Origin of the sequence: Halalkalibacter oceani (assembly GCF_040544555.1) — a bacterium.
Lineage (GTDB): Bacteria > Bacillota > Bacilli > Bacillales > Bacillaceae_D > Halalkalibacter > Halalkalibacter oceani.
The window spans coordinates 202,521-220,951 of sequence record NZ_JBEPKD010000002.1; the positions used below are offsets into that span (position 1 = coordinate 202,521).

The 18,431-nt window shown below is 47.6% G+C and carries 18 protein-coding genes; 7 read left to right on the forward strand and 11 right to left on the reverse strand.

Translation table 11 applies throughout. The features are described from left to right. The first annotated feature begins 14 nt into the window (after positions 1–14). The 7 genes from ABMB67_RS04505 (at position 15) to ABMB67_RS04535 (ending at position 6,098) form a co-directional block, all read left to right on the forward strand. Positions 15–410: a DUF4395 family protein gene (locus ABMB67_RS04505; protein WP_354571238.1), complete on the forward strand. Its 396-nt coding sequence runs from the start codon at positions 15–17 to the stop codon at positions 408–410. A 256-nt stretch (positions 411–666) separates the two neighbouring features. Beyond that, on the forward strand, positions 667–1,677 hold the full coding sequence (locus ABMB67_RS04510) for an ABC transporter ATP-binding protein (protein WP_354571239.1): 1,011 nt from the start codon (positions 667–669) through the stop codon (positions 1,675–1,677). Then, positions 1,674–2,465, forward strand: coding sequence for an ABC transporter permease (locus tag ABMB67_RS04515; RefSeq protein WP_354571240.1), 792 nt, complete (start codon positions 1,674–1,676; stop codon positions 2,463–2,465). The genes ABMB67_RS04510 and ABMB67_RS04515 overlap by 4 nt, the downstream gene beginning before the upstream one ends. A 3-nt stretch (positions 2,466–2,468) precedes the next feature. Next, on the forward strand, positions 2,469–3,254 hold the full coding sequence (locus ABMB67_RS04520; protein WP_354571241.1) for an ABC transporter permease: 786 nt from the start codon (positions 2,469–2,471) through the stop codon (positions 3,252–3,254). Positions 3,255–3,542: 288 nt separating this feature from the next. After that, positions 3,543–4,211, forward strand: a complete 669-nt coding sequence (locus ABMB67_RS04525; protein WP_354571242.1) for a helix-turn-helix transcriptional regulator — start codon at positions 3,543–3,545, stop codon at positions 4,209–4,211. Positions 4,212–4,585: 374 nt separating this feature from the next. Further along, entirely contained in the window at positions 4,586–4,894 is a 309-nt protein-coding gene (locus ABMB67_RS04530; protein WP_251221668.1) for a PadR family transcriptional regulator, read from the forward strand. 16 nt (positions 4,895–4,910) lie between these two features. Then, positions 4,911–6,098: a chromate transporter gene (locus ABMB67_RS04535; RefSeq protein WP_354571243.1), complete on the forward strand. Its 1,188-nt coding sequence runs from the start codon at positions 4,911–4,913 to the stop codon at positions 6,096–6,098. A 529-nt stretch (positions 6,099–6,627) separates the two neighbouring features. Here ABMB67_RS04535 and ABMB67_RS04540 read toward each other — a convergent pair. From ABMB67_RS04540 to ABMB67_RS04590, 11 genes are all read right to left on the reverse strand, one after another. After that, the gene (locus tag ABMB67_RS04540) at positions 6,628–6,888 is read right to left on the reverse strand and encodes a metal-sensitive transcriptional regulator (protein WP_251221666.1); all 261 of its coding nucleotides are present in this window, start codon (positions 6,886–6,888) and stop codon (positions 6,628–6,630) included. A gap of 147 nt (positions 6,889–7,035) precedes the next feature. After that, a complete protein-coding gene (deoC, locus tag ABMB67_RS04545) occupies positions 7,036–7,710 on the reverse strand; it encodes a deoxyribose-phosphate aldolase (RefSeq protein ID WP_251221665.1) in 675 nt (224 codons plus the stop codon). A 308-nt stretch (positions 7,711–8,018) separates the two neighbouring features. Continuing rightward, on the reverse strand, positions 8,019–8,534 hold the full coding sequence (locus tag ABMB67_RS04550; protein WP_251221664.1) for a type 1 glutamine amidotransferase domain-containing protein: 516 nt from the start codon (positions 8,532–8,534) through the stop codon (positions 8,019–8,021). Between the two features lie 168 nt (positions 8,535–8,702). Continuing rightward, positions 8,703–9,971, reverse strand: coding sequence for an MFS transporter (locus tag ABMB67_RS04555; protein ID WP_354571244.1), 1,269 nt, complete (start codon positions 9,969–9,971; stop codon positions 8,703–8,705). 26 nt (positions 9,972–9,997) lie between these two features. Next, positions 9,998–11,410, reverse strand: coding sequence for a M20 family metallopeptidase (locus ABMB67_RS04560; RefSeq protein ID WP_251221662.1), 1,413 nt, complete (start codon positions 11,408–11,410; stop codon positions 9,998–10,000). A 40-nt stretch (positions 11,411–11,450) separates the two neighbouring features. Continuing rightward, positions 11,451–12,755, reverse strand: coding sequence for a CapA family protein (locus tag ABMB67_RS04565; protein ID WP_251221803.1), 1,305 nt, complete (start codon positions 12,753–12,755; stop codon positions 11,451–11,453). Between the two features lie 34 nt (positions 12,756–12,789). Next, positions 12,790–13,776 (reverse strand): ABC transporter ATP-binding protein, encoded by a 987-nt coding sequence (locus tag ABMB67_RS04570; protein ID WP_251221661.1) that lies wholly within the window; start codon positions 13,774–13,776, stop codon positions 12,790–12,792. Continuing rightward, positions 13,760–14,770 (reverse strand): ABC transporter ATP-binding protein, encoded by a 1,011-nt coding sequence (locus ABMB67_RS04575; protein ID WP_354571245.1) that lies wholly within the window; start codon positions 14,768–14,770, stop codon positions 13,760–13,762. Before ABMB67_RS04575 ends, ABMB67_RS04570 begins: the two co-directional genes overlap by 17 nt. Before the next feature lie 31 nt (positions 14,771–14,801). Further along, positions 14,802–15,734: an ABC transporter permease gene (locus tag ABMB67_RS04580; RefSeq protein ID WP_354571246.1), complete on the reverse strand. Its 933-nt coding sequence runs from the start codon at positions 15,732–15,734 to the stop codon at positions 14,802–14,804. Positions 15,735–15,753: 19 nt separating this feature from the next. Beyond that, complete coding sequence (locus ABMB67_RS04585; protein WP_251221658.1) at positions 15,754–16,713, reverse strand: ABC transporter permease; 960 nt, start codon at positions 16,711–16,713, stop codon at positions 15,754–15,756. Between the two features lie 98 nt (positions 16,714–16,811). Continuing rightward, entirely contained in the window at positions 16,812–18,401 is a 1,590-nt protein-coding gene (locus ABMB67_RS04590; protein ID WP_354571247.1) for an ABC transporter substrate-binding protein, read from the reverse strand. Positions 18,402–18,431: the final 30 nt, after the last annotated feature.

Genomic DNA, 18,431 nt, shown 5'->3' on the forward strand with positions numbered 1-18,431 from the left:
AAGGAGGTGACATCTTGGGAATTCCAAAACCTCTCGTCCAATTGAACCAGCTTTTTATCGTGGTCACCGTTACCGCCGGTCTGATTTTTTCACACTGGATCTTGCTGCTTCCTTTTCTGAATGGCGTCATTACTCTGCTGAGAAAGCGCAATCCACTAATTGAAGTCACAAGACCTTTTCTGAGAAAGCCTCTATTTTCCTATATTCAGGAGGACTGCCAGCAGCAGCTCTTCAACCAGTGGATCGCGACGATCTGCCTCGGGCTGGCGTTAATCAGTTCTCTTTTAAACGCTGGTCTACTCACTCTATTTTTTGGCATTGCCGTCGCGGCAGCTGCACTCCTTGCTCTTTTCGGCTTCTGCATCGGCTGCACGATCCGGTATCGCTACCTTATGTGGAAGAATCAGTAACATGCCAAAACATGCCAATCTGAATCAGTATGTGCCGTTTCAGCGAGGCCGGGCCAAAGGTTGTTGCCTTTTGCCCGGCCCCTAAGCTGGACAAGCGTTACTATCTTTTAAAGCCCGTTATGAGGAAAGCGATTGCTGCTATATGCCGCCAAGTTTTGTCCGATCGTCACGGAATCAGGCCAGATGCTTGCTGTCATCCTTCCTTAGAGGTAAACTATACTTTGTTTTAATAGAGTAAGAGCTTGGAGGAAGAGAAATGGACATCAAGCAAAATATTATACAGGTTACTAATTTACGAAAAGAGTTTAAATCGTATTCGAGCCGCTCCGGGCTGACTGGCGCCTTTCGCGATTTATTAACGCGGAATTATAAGGTGATGGCTGCCGTCGATGATATTTCCTTAACGATTAAGCAGGGGGAAATGGTCGGCTATATCGGCGAAAACGGGGCAGGTAAATCAACGACGATCAAAATGCTGACAGGCATCCTGACGCCGACATCAGGCACCGTGCTCGTGAATGGGATGAATCCGCACAAAGAGCGTGAACAATTCGTCCGGACAATCGGTGTTGTCTTCGGCCAGCGCTCTCAGCTCTGGTGGGATATTGCCGTGCAGGAGTCTTTCAGACTGTTAAAGAAGGTATACCGTGTCTCTGATGAAGATTACAACTCGCATATGAGCCATGTGATTGAAACCTTGGACATCGGGCCGTTGCTGGACAAGCCGGTCCGCAAGCTTTCTCTCGGCCAGCGCATGCGCTGTGAATTAGCCGCCGCCCTGATCCACAACCCGCCGCTCCTCTTTTTGGATGAGCCGACAATCGGGCTTGATGTGCTCGTCAAGCTGAAAATCCGGGAATTTTTAAAGGAAATCAATGAAACGTACAATACGACGATTTTATTGACTACGCACGATCTCAGTGACATCGAAGCGCTGTGTGAACGGGTTGTGCTCCTCGATGAAGGAAAAATCGTCTATGACGGGCGACTTGATCAGCTTCAGGCCGGGGCGGTCGAAGGAAAGCAGGTCGAGTTCGAGTTTCTTGAACCCGTCGCGGCTGCCAATCTGCCCCAGCTTCCGCAAGTCTACTGGGAACAGAAAGACGCAACGACGTGGCTCGCTCAGTTGAATGGCGATGAGCGCGCTGTATCAAAGCTGATCAGCACCGTTATTGAGGCTAATCCGATCAGCAATGTCCGCCTGAACAAAGTGTCAACAGAGGAAATTATCCGCAAGATTTATGAAGAAGGAATGGCGATCTCATGAATTCCTATATTGAAATGATTCGGATCCGCTTTTTGATGATGCTCGCCTACCGGACAAATTATTATAGCGGCATTTTAATCTACAGCATTAATATCGCCGCCTATTACTTTTTATGGACAGCGATTTATGGCGGCAAGGAAGACATTGAAGGACTGAGCGTGCTGCAGATGACGACCTATATCGCCGTAGCCTGGATGGCGCGCGCCTTCTATTTCAATAATATCGACCGCGAGATTGCGATGGAGATTAAAGAAGGGAAAGTCGCGATTGAAATGATCCGGCCCTACAACTATTTAGGGATGAAAACGATGCAGGCGCTCGGCGAGGGCATCTTTCGTCTGTTATTCTTTTCCGTGCCCGGAATGGTGATCGTCGCTTTGCTGTTTCCGGTCAGCTTTTCCGCCAGCGCAACGACATGGCTCTTCTTTTTCGTTTCTCTTCTGTTCAGCTTTATTGTCAACACACAAATCAATTTGCTGACGGGGATTTTAACGTTTTTCTTATTTAATAATTCGGGCTTGATTCGCGCGAAACGAGTCGTGATTGATTTATTTTCCGGCCTGCTTCTCCCGATTTCTTTTTATCCGCTGTGGGCCCAGTCGGTCATGATGTATTTGCCATTTCAGGCGATCAGCTATATTCCAAGCATGATTTTCACTGAAGGATTCAGCGGCAATGAAATGTATACTGCCCTCCTGCTGCAAGCGTTTTGGGCAGTGGTTTTGCTGATCCCGCTTCAGCTTTTATGGATGTTGGCGAAAAAACAGCTGATCGTGCAAGGAGGTTAGCTGATGTTCTATTTATCGATTTTCTTTCAATATGCCTCACAATATTTAAAAACACGGCTCACGTACCGCGTCGATACGGTTGTTGAAATTTTTTCAGACTTATTGTTTCAAGCGGTTAACTTTGTCTTTATTTTAGTCGTCTTCGGCCATACTACTTTGTTAAGTGGCTGGAACCGGGAGGAAATCATCTTTATTTATGGCTTTTTTCTCGTCCCGTACGCCTTCTTTAGCGCGTTTTTCAACATTTGGGATTTCAATGAGCGCTACATTGTCAAAGGCGAATTCGACCGGGTGCTGACAAGACCGATTTACAGCCTGTTTCAAATTATTTTGGAAAGGATGGAGCTTGAATCGTTATTCGGCGTGATTACCGGGATTGTGATCATGCTCTACGCCGGATCAACTCTCGGTTTGTCCTTTGCCTGGTATGACGCGCTCGTCTTTGTTGCGATGGTCGGCGGCGGCACGCTAATTTACGCTGGTATTTTTATCTCAATTGCCAGCATCAGCTTCTGGTCGGACAGCCGCACTGATATTATGCCGATGATGTATAACATCGGCAACTACGGCCGCTATCCGGTCGACATTTACCACCGTGTCATCCGCTTCGTACTCACTTGGATTTTACCGTTCGCCTTCGTCGGCGTCTACCCGGCCGCTTATTTCCTCGAGCGGGAAGAATGGTATGGGTACGCCTTTCTGACACCGGTGATGGGTGTGATCTTTTTAACGCTCTCCGTCCTGCTCTGGAACGCCGGAGTGAAAAAATACCGCGGAGCCGGGAATTGATGAGAAGTGCCATTGCCAATCCTGCGGACATTTTGACACTTTCCCGAAGCGGAACCTAGTATTTAAATGTCCATCCTATAAATAAAGACGGTTTTTTTGAAGAGCATTGTTCCTACTTGAGGATCGTGCTCTTTTACTATTGTCTTGATCTGTGAAGAAAAAGGTTAAGAAACGCTGCTATATCAACGATGACAAGAATCTTGTCTCTGAAAAAATCAGGATGTGAAAGAGCTTATCTAGTCATTTCCTTCACTCTCAAATATTCTAATCTCAGAAAGGAGACAAATGATGAATTTATCACGAAAAATCAAAAAGCTAAGAGCGGACCACCATTTAACTCAAGAGCAATTAGCTGAAAAATTACAAGTGTCAAGATCAACGATATCAAGTTGGGAAACTGGGAGGAGCTACCCGGACTTAGAAATGGTCATTGTCCTTTGCGACTGCTTTCATGTTTCTTTAGATTTTTTACTAAGAGAGGATGAGAAAATGGTGCGAAAATTAAACTTCGGCCTTAAACAAAAAAAGATGTTAGTAAGTGTAGTAGTTATTTTAGCAGTATTGTTAATCAATACATTAGTAAGCACTACATCATTTCAAGCTAATGTAAACAGTCTGGAACTAAGTAATGTTAATCTGATCAGGGATATTAGTTACAATGGAGAAAATCCAGACAGAGATTGGAATACAACCATTCATGCAGATATAAAATCTAAAAATGTGTTCTTTAAACCTATAGCGGATGATTTATTAGTTTTCAATGATAATGGAAAGTTAACTGTGCAAACAAATTGGTCATTCAGCATTTTCAACATTTTTGATACACAGCGAACGGTTCAGGCGATCCAGTCTGTTTTCATTAATCAACATGTAGCAAATGATGCTATAACGCTGAAATGGCACCGAGACAAATCGGATAAATTGATTCCGTTCCATATATCTGATATTAATAGCTAAATTGAGTTATATTTCAGGAGTGGCGGATTACCCTTTTTTCATTTGTTCAGATAGTGATGTAGGTAAAATACTTTAGACCCACCCTCTAAGCAATGAACGTAGCCGCCGCGATCTTTTAAAGCCGGTTGTGAGGAACCCACTCACAACCGGCTTGTGGCGTGTGAAGCCATTGCCGACTTGTCAAAGCTCGTTTTGACTCAAGCTCTTCTTGTTTAAACCATCCCCTCTCTGCCTCCCTTCCTTCATCACTTCACTCCTATTCATGTAAAGATTTTATTAAGAATGTTCCGGCGCCCTTGCAGAAAATAAAACGTTTTGTTAGATTCTCGATATCGGGTTTCGATATCACTAGTTACTGGAAGGAGAATGGTGCTTTGGAGGAAAAAGTGTTGCGCAAACTGTTTTTAGGTTTCATTCACATTCACATCCTCCATCATGCGAAGGAACATCCGGTTTTCGGCCTGTGGATGCTGGAAGAATTGAAGGAGCACGGCTACCAGATCAGCGCTGGAACATTATACCCGATTCTGCACTCGATGGAGGAGGATGGGCTTCTGGAGAAGGAAGAACAGAAAGTCGATGGAAAAATTCGCAAATACTATTCGATAACCGCTAAAGGGGAATTGGTGTTAAACGAAGCGAGAGCGAAAGCATATGAACTCTTTAAAGAAATAAACGAGTAAAAGGAAGGTGATCAGTATGCCTGACAACCGGACGACAACGTTCAAGTCCTTGCTGGAAATTTTGCTTGTTTCCACAAGGCTCGGTTTCACTTCATTTGGCGGTCCAATCGCCCATTTAAGCTATTTTCATGAAGAATATATTCGACGAAGGAAATGGATCGATGAGAAAAGCTACGCCGATTTAGTTGCACTCTGTCAATTTCTTCCCGGTCCGGCGAGCAGCCAGGTTGGCATCGGGATCGGCGTGATGCGCGCGGGCGTATTGGGAGGAATTATCTCATTTATCGGCTTTACCCTCCCTTCGGTGGTGGCTCTTATCCTTTTTGCATTAGCTTTGCACCAGTTTGGATTAGGGAACAGCGGCTGGATCCACGGTCTGAAAATTGTTGCTGTCGTTGTCGTTGCCCATGCTATTTTAGGAATGGCTAAAAATTTAACACCTGATGTCCAAAGAAGGACGCTCGCTCTCCTCGCGCTCATTGTTACGCTGTTATGGCAAACGGCCTTTACCCAGGTCGGTGTCATTCTGGCGGCCGGGGTTGCCGGGTTTCTGCTCTATCGCCGGCAAACGATCGAACCTTCGGAGAGTGAAGGGACATTCCCGATTTCGCAACGGTTTGCCGCGGGCTGTTTAACATTGTTTTTCGCTTTACTCGTTGCTCTGCCTATTTTGCGGGAAGTATCCAGTCTGCAGGCGGTAGCGTTGTTTGACAGTTTTTATCGCGCCGGCTCACTTGTCTTTGGCGGAGGTCATGTCGTGTTACCTTTGCTTGAGCGGGAATTTGTGCCGACTGGCTGGCTTACGGAAGAGCAGTTTCTGGCTGGATACGGTGCCGCCCAGGCCGTTCCTGGTCCATTGTTCACGTTTGCCGCTTATATCGGCGCGGTAATCAATGGCTGGCAGGGAGGACTGCTCGCTACAGTCGCCATTTTCTTACCGGCATTTTTGCTTATTTTCGGGACTTTGCCGTTTTGGCAGTTATTGCGGCAAAACGCCACGATCAAAGGAGTGTTAATGGGGGTCAATGCGGCGGTTGTCGGGATTCTCTTTTCCGCTCTCTATCATCCAATCTGGACGAGTTCAATTCTCTCAGCTATTGATTTTGCCCTTGCGGCGATTTTGTTTGGCATGCTTGTCTTTTGGAAGCTGCCGCCGTGGGTCATTGTCCTTACAGGAGCAGCAGGCGGATTTTTACTGGCGTAAGGCTTAGACAAAAAGGTGGTTTTTCCCTTTTGCCTGGCCCGTAAAGCTGCCGCCTTTATTATCTCAAACTCAGCTTCTGTTCCGCCCTCAAGAAAAAAGGTGGTATAAGGATTTGTCCCGATCCAGAGCTTCGACCCCGCTCCCGGGATGGGGTCACGCTTTCCGCAGGAGGGCGTTGAACGAATCTGAAAGGGTTGGATGCAGGCGATGCTTGCTTTTGCTGAAAAAATGAGCCAACTGACCCTGGAGAAACACACATCCTCCAGTGTCAGTCACCAACCCAAAAGAGACAAAATAACGTAAAAGCGCCTTTGAGAGTCATCTCTCAAAGGCGTTTTGTCTACGGTCTGAGGTGGCGAGTGCCACCTTTTTTCTTGTACGGGGGTGCGGAATCCTGACAATCGGTTGACGATTTTCTGAACATGAGGGTCTTTCTCCTTCTTCCTCCCTTGGCAGGAAGAACCCGCCACTGCTCACGTTAACATCGACTCGCAGACTCACCCGCCTTTTCCCGCACTCTTGTAAACGATTAGCGGCTTTTGACAAGGAGCTGAATCGCCTGTTCAACGACATCCTCTGTCTCTTCGCCTTTTTCCACTTGTTCCAGCAGACAGTGTTGCATATTTTTGGCAACGATATAGGCCATCGCCTTGTCCATCGCTGATTTCGCTGCCGACATTTGCGTAATAACGGATTTGCAATCCTGTCCTTCTTCCATTAATCGCAAAACGCCTCTCACTTGTCCTTCTATCCGTTTCAAACGATTTTTCATCTCCGGCGTATATTCCATTGAGTCTCCCTCTCTTTCACGAAATATCGCGCTTCCTTAATCGGCACGTTAAGGTCAGGCTTGTCCTATGCCTTTCATACAGGCTCGGCTTTTCATTCATAATACTCACGTAAGCATATAATAAATCCCCAAAAACTGTCAATCGTCTTAATAGCCTGATTCGCCTTTTTCACCGTTAACAATCGCGACTCCCGCGCTCGCCCCGATTCTCGTCGCACCGGCTTCGATCATCGCCCGCGCTCCTTCTAAATCACGAACCCCGCCAGAGGCCTTCACCCCAATGTCAGGACCGACCGTTTCTCTCATCAGTCTGATATCTTCCACCGTCGCCCCACCGGTCGAGAAACCGGTAGATGTCTTGACAAAATCAGCACCGGCCCGCACCGCTATTTGACATGCTCTCTTTTTCTCTTCGTCCGTCAGCAGGCATGATTCAATAATGACTTTTGTTAAAGCTTTCCCTTTAGCGGCTTCGACAACCGTCCGAATATCGCGTTCAACGAATTCGTCGTTCTTCGCTTTCAACGCGGCGATATTAATGACCATATCGACTTCGCCTGCTCCGTTTTCAATCGCATTGACGGTTTCAAAATGCTTAACCTCCGCTGTCGAGGCGCCAAGAGGAAAATCGATTACCGTGCATACTTTTACATTTTCTTCATCCTTTAATAGCTCCGCAGCCAGCTTTACCCATGTCGGATTGACGCAGACAGAAGCAAATTGGTACGCTTTCGCCTCTTCACACAATGTGATGATCTGCTCTTTTGTTGTGTCTGCCTTCAAGGCTGTATGATCAATAAATGAAGCAATAGATTGAGTCATCGTTCTCATCCTCTTTTCTTTAAAAGTTGTCCGTACATCTTTTTTAATCCTAGCATAAAAGCGAAAGAGAAACGAGACTAACTTTTCGCCCTGCTTTAAGAAAAGCGGCTTGCCGCCCTTTCTTTCCTTCGAAAAAAAGAGCTTGAGACAAAACGAGCTTTGAACCTATTGGCAATGGCTTCACACGCCACAAGCCCGTTGTGAGAAATCCACTCACAACGGGCTTTAAAAAGATCGTGGCCGTTCCGCTCATTGCTTAGAGGCTGGGAAAAAGGTAAAAAAACACCCTTTTGTCCCAGCCTCGATCCTTATTTCAATACATTGAGCGACTCGCGGTTAAAGGCAGGCAAATCGTCCGGCGTCCGGCTCGTGACGAGGTTTCCTCCACAAACGACAACTTCCTTGTCATGCAAGTTTGCCCCTGCATTTTCGAGGTCTACATGAATTGATTTATATCCAGTCACGTCTCTGCCTTTCAGCACTTTGGCTGTAATTAAAAGCTGAGGTCCATGACAAATAGCCATAATCGGCTTCTTGCTTTCGGCAAATTGCTTTGTGAACGTTACAAAGCGATCATCGGCGCGAAGCATGTCCGGAGAAAAGCCTCCCGGAATAAAGAGAGCATCGAAGTCAGCCGGTTTGACATCGTCAATGCCTTTATCAATCGTTACGGATGCTTCTTTGTTCTTCCCTGTGACGGTAGTCCCGCTTTCTTTTTCAATCGTCACAATTTCATGACCTGCTTCCTTAAATGCTTTGACAGGCTCCGTATACTCAGAATCCTCAAATAAGTCTGTTACGACAACAGCTATTTTCTTACTCACGTATATCACTCTCCTGTTTCAGTCTACTCTTACGATACCCCGTCCACGCAAAATAAAACATATGAATCGGTACAGAAAATGTCGAGTCATTCTTGAAAATAAACAAAGGATATGGCGTCGATTTTCCTTGCGCCATATCCCCTTCAGGTGGTTCGTAAAGAATCATTTTTACGGAGCCCGCACCCGCTTTTGCTGTTGTTTATTGGCCCCGTCAGCTGATGTCAATTTCAACTTTCGACTACTGAAAATCGAAAAGCCACACATCGTGCTGACAAGAAAAATACCACCTGTATAAAAGGCAGCCGTCAGCCCTAACGTATGCCCTAACAAGCCGAACGCGGCGGGACTGATGACCTGTGAAAAGCGGTTCATCAGAAGCCTCAATCCCATGACTTTCCCCCTGTCTGCATCCTTCGTATGATTGACCATAATCATCATGCTGACAGGCATATTAATCCCGACAGCAGCTCCCATAACAAGCACCAAAAGAATGATGCTTCCGATATGAAAGCTGACCAATGGGGTAATCGCTACACATACAGCGGCAATCATTCCCGCCGTAATCAAGATGCGTTCAAGCTGCGCATGCTTCATCACCCATCCGAGCAAAAGCATCGCCAGTATACCGGATAAACCTTTTTCCGCGATAATGATTGAAATCATCCATGTACCATAACCTAGCTCATGCAAGTAAAGCGGCATAAAACTCATATAGATTGCTTGAATGTACATAATTAAAAATGTGCCGATCAGGCCAAATTGAACAGCGCGGTTTTTCGTCAGGTGAACACCGCTTACATAACTGTTGGCGACACCTTGTACCTTGAGGAGCTCACGCGGCTGAACGGCGGCTTTGGCAGGGTCAGGATGAGGATAATAACGTGAAAGAACGATGGAACCAAACAACCAGATCGCGGCCACCGCCGTTGAAAAAAGAAAGGACATCCGATACCCGATTAAATCCGTAGCAAAAAGCGAGACGATTAAGCCTCCGAGCAGCGGACCAATCATTCCACCAGCTGACATCCCCATTGAGTATTTTTTAATATTGCCGTCGCGTTCGCGTTTATCACCTTCTGATACCATCACTTGAAAGGAAGAAGTCGTGATCACCATGCTTGCTCCTAATAATAGCTGCGAAAGAGCCAATGTCCACAGCCCTGTGGCGATAAACGTCGTAAACAAGGAAAGCACGAGTAAAAAACAACCGAATATCAGCATTTTCATCGGTCCAATTGAATCGATTAATTGACCAGAGGGAAGCGCAATAAAGATCGGCAGCAACGCCCGCAGTGTGACCATAAAACCAATTGCCGCCGTCGATGCGCCGATTTCCTGAGCGTACAACGTAAAGAAAGGCTGAACCATTCCATTAATCGCAAAAAACAGTAATCCGCCATAAATGGCATATTTTCTAAAAAAGTGGCTCGGCAGCATGGCATGGCCTCGATCGATGATCGTTTTTACGCCTTTCTAACCGGTGACGGCTTGGCATCAGCAGGGATTAACGATTCGTACTGTTTTCCGTTGAGCTGTTCACGGAATTCCCTTTTCGCTTCAATGATTAAATCCGGCTGTTCGATTAAATCAACCGCTGTTGCCGCCAGCACCTTGCCGGCCAGGAGCATCCCTTTATGAGCAATCGATGACTTTCCCTGGGTCACGAGCTGCCATGAATGAAACGGAGTCCCGTAGGCACAAGTGGTTGCGTAAATTTTGCCTGTCGGGACTTTCCAGCTGACGTCCCCGACATCTGTCGAACCCGGCATAAAGCCGAGCGTCGTTGAAAAAGGGGTGACGTCATTTGAAATAGCTTTATTCTGATTGCGGCGGACAACGTCCATCTGCTGTTCTGTAAAGCTTGCCTGTATCGTACGGGCGAAATCAATTTCCTCCTGCGTATATTGCTCAGTCCCGATCTTTTTGAAATTTTCAGCTAGCAAAGCGGCCAAGGCGGAGTTCGGGATCAGCTCGGCCGAGGATCCGTCAAATTGCAGCTCCATTTCCGTTCCGGTCATCAATGCCGCCCCCTTCGCAATATTTGTGATTCGCTCAATCAATTCTTTCACCTGCCCTGTTTCCGGCGCCCGCACTTTATACAGCACCTCCGCCTCAGACGGCACAATATTCGGGGCAAAGCCGCCTGTATTTGTGATCGCGTAATGGACTCTTGCTTCTGGAATAATGTGCTCCCTTACATAATTGGCGCCGACATTCATCAGCTCGACCGCATCGAGGGCGCTTCTCCCTAAGTGAGGCTTGGCGCCGGCATGAGAACTGACTCCTTTAAATTGAAAATAGATTTGCGCTGTTGCCAGCATCGTCGCATGATTTGCCTTATTTTCATCCATCGGATGCCATGTCAGTGCGATATCGACATCATCGAACAGTCCAGCCCGCACCATATACGCCTTTCCTCCGCCTCCTTCTTCAGCGGGACAGCCATAATAGCGGACCGTCGCCTGGATACGCTGCTCTTCCAGATAGTGCTTAACGGCGAATGCGGCCGCCAACGCTCCTACTCCTAAAAGATTATGACCGCATCCATGACCGCTTCCGCCAGGCTGAAGCGGTTCCTTGTCAGCTACCCCCGCTTTTTGACTAAGTCCCGGCAAGGCATCGTATTCCCCGAGCAGGGCGATCGTTGGGCCACCGCTGCCAAATGTCCCGGTAAACGCCGTCGCGACTCCTCCCGCATTGCGGACAACCTCAAACCCTTCCTCTTCCAATGCGAGACATAACCGCTCGGCGGACTGATATTCTTCAAATTTCGTTTCACAAAGCTCCCAAATGTCATCACTTAGTCCGATCAGCTTCTCCCGTTTGCTATCAATGATTTCGGCTAAACGCTCCTGATACGCTACAGATGGAATCATTTTTCATCATCTCCTACTATATTTTCATTTGCGTTGATTCTCAGACAAGCGCACTGGCTTTCAACACGACACGACCGACCTCATCTTCAATCTCAATCTCCGTTCCGTAAGGCTTAGAAAGCTCTTTTAATGTAAGCAAAATCTCCTTATTGCGATCAATCGCCGGATTTCCCTTGTTGTAGCGCGTTTTTTCAAAGCCGAGTTCAAGCGGATATAGCATCAGCTCCTTTACTTCGCCATTTTCCATTTTCCAATATGGCAAATACGATGCCCAGATTTCCGGCTGCGTCACATAGCCTCTCGTATTTTGCAAGGATCTTGCATCAAGGGCGTCGGCAACCGTGTTGGCATGACTGAGCCCATATTTTTTGTAAAAATCGTCCGGTAAGTGAGTGACCGTTTCATTTTGGAAAATAAAGTTGCCGAGACTATAAAAGATCGGACGGTTTTTGTAGATTTCAATCGCTCTAATAATATGCGGACCGTGACCAATGACGGCGTGCGCCCCGGCGTCGATGCACAGGCGGGCAAATGTTTCAAGAAAATCAGCTGGCAGCTCCTTCGATTCCCCCTTCATTTCATGAGCATGAATGCTCAGCAGGACATAGTCCGCCTGTCTTTTCGCCTCCGAGATCGCCTTCGTGATCCGCTCAACGTCTTCCGCATTCGGAGCCGTTGCTTTTCCTTCCTGCTCAGACTCTTTGAAAAGGTATTGGCCAAACGGAAAGGTCCCATCGCGCTTTGCTACCTCATACCCATTTTTTATGCGGATATTACGCTCCGCGTTGATATCCACCGTGTCGGCAATCCGTTTCAGCTCATTCATTTTCTCCCTTGTGATGTGATGAACCGTGTGATAGCGCAAAGGGTTGACTCCGGGCCGGCCGACCATATCCGGCCGTTGCTCCCCTGCGGCCGCCGACTCATGAAAGCTCGATGTCGCCGCAATGAGCGCTACTCTTCCGGACGGTGTTTCCAAATAGCGCGGCTCACTGGCTTTCGCGAGGTTCTCTCCGACTCCGGCATGGACAAATTCATGTTCGTTCAAATACGTTTCCGTCGCGCGAAGACCGCCATGCGAATAATCAAGCGTATGATTGTTTGCCCAGGCGATGAGATTAAAGCCATAGTCCTTCAGCTCACGTAACACATAAGGCGGTGACATCGCCCACGTTCCTCCACTTACGGCTGCCGGAACCCCTTCAGCATGATGAGTCGTCGTTTCAAGATTCGTGAAGCGGACGTCGGCACTGTTGAGTAGAGCCGCCAGTTCCGTAAACGATGAACCTCTGTCCGCGATTTTTCTCGTAATAAAACTGTCACCTGTGGCGACAAACGAAACCATGAAACCACCTGCTTTCTTCATTTTTTGAAAACGATTAGTGATACAAATGACAGGAGACAAAATGATCGGCGGCGTTTTCAGTTCTTTGTGGTACTTCCGTCTTGCATTGTTCTTCAGCAAAAGGACATCTCGTATGAAAAACACAGCCTGAGGGTAAATCAAAGGGGGACGGGATTTCCCCCTTTAACATGATTCGCTCTCTTTTATAATCGGGATTGGCAACAGGGACTGCTGAAAGCAATGCTTTCGTGTACGGGTGGAGTGGATGCTGAAAGATCCGTTCCGTCGGCCCTTCTTCGACAAGATTTCCAAGATACATCACCCCTATTCGATCTGAAATATGGCGGACGACACCCATGTCATGAGCGATAAATAGATAGGACAAGTTAAACTCGGCTTGCAATTCTTCCAGTAAGTTAATGATTTGCGATTGAATCGAAACGTCTAATGCGGAGACGGGTTCATCTAAAATTAAGATTTTCGGATTGACGACTAACGCCCGCGCTAACCCGACTCTTTGTCGTTGACCACCTGAAAGTTCATGAGGATAGCGGTAAAAGTGGTCAGCTTGCATCCCGACCTTTTCAAGCATGTCGCTCATTATTTCCATTCGCTCTTTTTTCGTGCCAATCGAATGAATGAGAAGCGGTTCCTCTAAAATCTGGCCGACGCGCTGCCGCGGATTTAACGAAGTGTACGGATCTTGAAAAACCATTTGCACATCTCTGCGGACATGGCGCAGCTCACTCCCCTTCAGCTGCAAAATATCTTTGTTGGCATATTTCACTTTGCCGTCGGTCGAGCTGATTAATTTTAAAAGGGTGCGGCTTAATGTACTTTTTCCACAGCCGGATTCGCCGACGAGTCCGTACGTTTCATTCTGATGAATCGTAAACGATACATTGTTAACCGCCTTGACGACTCCCTTCACCCCACCAAGCTTTCCGAACGACCCCGTCATCACAAAATGCTTTTTCAAGCTTTCGACTTCTAAAACCGGTGTGCTAGTTTGTAGCGACATATGTCTCCACCTCTTTTTGAGCACTTGCATGCCAGCACCTCACTTTATGACCATCATTTTGTGCCTCAAGAGCTGGCGCATGCTCAAGGCACGTCGCATCAGCCTGCGGGCAGCGGTCGGCAAAGCGGCAGCCGGTCGGAACATTGGTTAAAGACGGAACCGTCCCTTCGATGACATGCAGCTTTTCTGCCCTTTCCCCGTCAAGCTTCGGAATGGAATGTAAGAGTCCTTTCGTGTAAGGGTGCAGCGGCTCGGTAAATAGTGTTCGCACGTCGGCCTCTTCGACGACCTGGCCGAGATACATGACAATCACCCGGTTGCAAACCTGGGCGACCACGCCTAAATCATGCGTGATAAACATCACTCCCATGCCAATTTCCTGATTTAGCCGCACAATTAAATCCAATATTTGTGCTTGAATCGTCACATCAAGAGCGGTTGTCGGCTCATCGGCAATCAGCAGCTTCGGCTCGCATGCCAAGGCCATCGCAATCATGACCCGCTGCAGCATCCCCCCGGATAATTGATAAGGATACTCAAGCGCCCTCTTTTCCGGCGAAGGGATGCCGGTCAGCTCCAGTAATTTGACTGCTTTCTGATAGGCTTCTTTTCTGGTAATATCCTTGTGCAGCAAAATGGCTTCGGCCACCTGACGCCCGATCGTGTAGACAGGATTTAACGAGCTGGATGGGTCCTGAAAAATCATTGAAATCTCGTTTCCGCGTATATCCTGCATTTCCGCCAATGTTTTTTCGAGCAGACTTTCCCCTTTAAACAGGATCGAGCCTTCATATTCGACCGAGTATTTCTCATCGAATAAACGAAGAATTGATTGGGAGGTCACACTTTTTCCACAGCCCGATTCTCCGACAACACCGACAATTTCTCCTTCTTCAACGGAGAATGAGATTCCGTCAACAGCGGTCACAACCCCGCGCTCCGTATAAAAATTCGTTTTTAGCTCCTGCACATCTAACAGTGATTGCTTCTTCATCATTCTTCACTCCCATTTCGATATTCGTCAATTAGCCAGCCTTTACTTTTGCCTTTTTCCTCTTGATTTTTTTGCTATTGCCAACATGAGGATCAAGTAAATCGCGCAGCCCGTCACCTAGTAAATTAATACTCAATACCGATAAAATAAGAGCGGCGCCAGGAAAAACAATCATCCACCAGGCATTATAGATCACCAGTTTGCCGTCAGCTAAAATATTTCCCCAGCTTGGATCCGGAGCCGGCACTCCTGCCCCGAGGAAGCTTAACCCCGCTTCCGTGATAATCGCGTCGGCAAAAATGAACGATGCCTGAACGAATAAAGGTGAGATGGTGTTCGGAGCAATATGCTTTAAAATAATCCGCCACGACCTTGCCCCCTGTGCTTTCATCGCTTCAATATACGTTTGCTCCCGGACGACCAATGCCGACGAACGGACAACCCGGGCGATATAGGGACTGAACACAATCGTTAAGGCGATGACGATGTTGATCGTGTTCGGTCCTAAAGCGGCCATGAAGGCAATCGCCAGTAAAATCGCCGGGATCGACATGAGCCCGTCACAGATCCGCATCAGAATATGATCCAACGTCCGGTAGTAGCTGGCATATAAGCCGACCACCAGCCCAATAATTGAGGAAAGGACCGCTACTGACAGTCCGACACCGAGCGATACTCGCGCGCCGATCGCCACCCGGTAAAAAATATCGCGGCCAAAATTGTCCGTCCCAAACCAATGATCAGCATTGGGAGGCTGCAGCCGGTCGCTGACCGACATTTCATAAGGACCATAGGAGGCGATCATCGGCCCGATCAAAGCAAACAGGATAAACATCGTTAAAATGACACTTCCGAATACAATCTGCTTATTGCCGAGCAGGCGGCGAACGAGCAAACTTCTTTGATTTTTCAGCAGCTGGCGCTGAACGTCAATGACTCTCCCGCTATTTTGAGCGATTTCCATGGCGATCTGATCCTCCTTTCTAGTTCTTTTCCAGCCGGACCCTCGGATTAATGAAGCCGTAGAGGAGATCGACGAATAAATTAATGCCGACATAGGCAATCGCGACAAAGAATATGACACCTTGAATGATCGGGTAATCGCGTCGTTCGATTGAATTAATCGTCAGCTGGCCAATACCCGGAATATTAAAGATCGTTTCCGTAATAACTGCACCGGCAATTAACCCGCCAAACGTTTGCCCGATTACAGTTAAAATTGGCAAAAAGGCATTTCGAAACGCATGGAAGTAAATAATCTGCCTTTCTTTCACCCCTTTCGCTCTGGCACTTTTAATATAGTTGTTATTTAATACTTCGAGCATCGAAGAACGGGTAATGCGCGTAATCAGCGCGGCCTGTAATGTTCCTAAGGAGACAGCGGGGAGGATTAAATATTTCATATGCTCCCAAAGTCCGGCGCTTAACGGGGCATAGCCGGCAACCGGCAGCCAGCGCAAAATGACACCAAACATCAGCATCGTCAGCAAGCCGAGAATAAAGTTAGGGACGGACATTCCTAATAAAGAAACACCCATCACCGATTGATCCGCCATTGTACCGCGACGTCTGGCGGCAAAAATACCAATTGGAATCGCGATTAAGAGCGCGATCATTTGGGAAAGAATCGTCAGTGAAATCGTCGGTCCAAGATGGTTCATGATTGCTTCGGTGACAGGTTCCCTCATGAAATAAGAAGAGCCTAAATCAACCTGAAGCGCACCAAGCACCCAATTCAAATACTGCTCGTGTAAAGGGAGATCAAGTCCGAGCTGTTGCCGGAGTTCCTCAACTTGCTCTGCCGTCGCATCCTCACCGAGCATCACGATTGCCGGATCTCCCGGCGTCATATGAATAATGAGAAAAACAATGACTGAGACGACAAATAATACAGGGATAAGGGACAGGACTCGTTTCGTCAAATATAGTAAATAATTTTTCATTTCGAAACTCCTTTATTCAACGTCATCTTTCGAATAAGTGGTGCTTCAACCAGGGCGACAGGGGTAAAGCAGATCGAAGCCCGCTTCCCCTGCCTCCGTTACTTATTTACACTTGTGTTCCATAAAATCGGCCCTTCGAGAATCGTCACTCCTTCGACGTTGTCTCTCGCTGCAATATAGTAGTAATAGTCACCGTGCTTCGTCCCCGGCAAATATTCCGTCCATAAATACGCCTGCAAATCATCCCAGATTGCCGTCCCCTCTTCCAATGTTGATACTGCTTCAATCTCCGCCAGCATTTGATGTACCGTCTCATCCTCTGTCCATCCATACCATGAGGCACTGAGAGACAAATGCTGGGAAGGCGTAGTGACCGTTGACAACCCAACCGCCAGTAAATCCCAGTTCGCCGAATTTGTCCGGCGTTCAGAATACGTCGCCCGGTCATATACATCAAGCTTGACATTCATCCCGAGCTGACTCAATTGCTCATGCAGGATCACTGACGTGTTATACAGCTCACTGTCATTGTTTGTCAAAATAACGATCTCCTCGCCGTTATAGCCGGCTTCTTCCAATAGCTGCGCCGCTTTATCCGGATCAGCCTGGTCATACTCGTCTGCGCCTGCCTCGCTGTACCACACTTGGCTTTCGCCCATGTAGCTTGAGTTGAGGCTGTACAAATCCGGATGTGACCAGCCGCCCAGCATAATTTCTTCATTGCTGACGGCAGCGTTAACCGCTTGTCTCATCTTGAAATCGGTGAAGATTCCCTCTTTTTTGTTAAAATGGTGGAAGGAATTCCCGTAAAGATCCGTCATCGTGTTAATCGCCGGATCATCTAACAGCTGTTCATAATTATCGTTCGGCAATGTATAGGCAATATCATATTGACCTGTTTGAATTCCGGCTAATTGTGTCGAGGAATCCGTGACGATGTCAAAGAACAGATCATCTACTATGGCGACTTTCTCTCCGGCCAGTCCGTCTGCCGGAAAATCAACCGGCTGATACTGATCAAATTTTTCAAAATGAATGTACTGATCCTGCCTCCATTCCACGAATTTGAATGGACCGGTTCCGACATAATCGGTAATCCCGGTGGAATCAGCAGCCTCAATCACGTCTTTCGGCATAATGCCGGCGAATTGCTTCGGCGAAGCGATCGCGTCAATCGCTGTTAATCTCGCTTCCTCCAAATGCAGCGTGACGGTGTAGTCGTCTTCCTCCTGGAAATAAGCGTCTTCCCCCATAATCTGAGTCGCGACAGAGGATTGCTCCAGCCAGCGGTTCATCGACGCTGTCACATCTTCGGCTGTCATCTCTTTTCCATTGTGAAACTCCACGCCTTCTCGTAAATGAAAGGTATAGATCGTGCCATCATCGCTAATCTCCCATGATTCCGCCAGCATCGGCTGCGGCTGGAAGCTAGAGTCGGCGGCTAAAAGCCCTTCGAAAATATGTCTCGTCACATATTTGACCGTCGCGCCCGTACTCATATGCGGGTCAAGCGTTTCAGGCTGCTGACCGATCGCCGCCCGCAACTCGCCGCCGCTCACCTGTTCTTCATCCGTCCCGTCGCTCGGGCTGTTCTCATCATCTGTAGAGTCCATCGTGCTTGAGCTGCTACAGCCGGCGATCACGATCGCCAGCATCATCATGAACATCGGCAGAAATAGTTTCTTCATACGCATGAGGACCCCCATCATTTTTAGTGA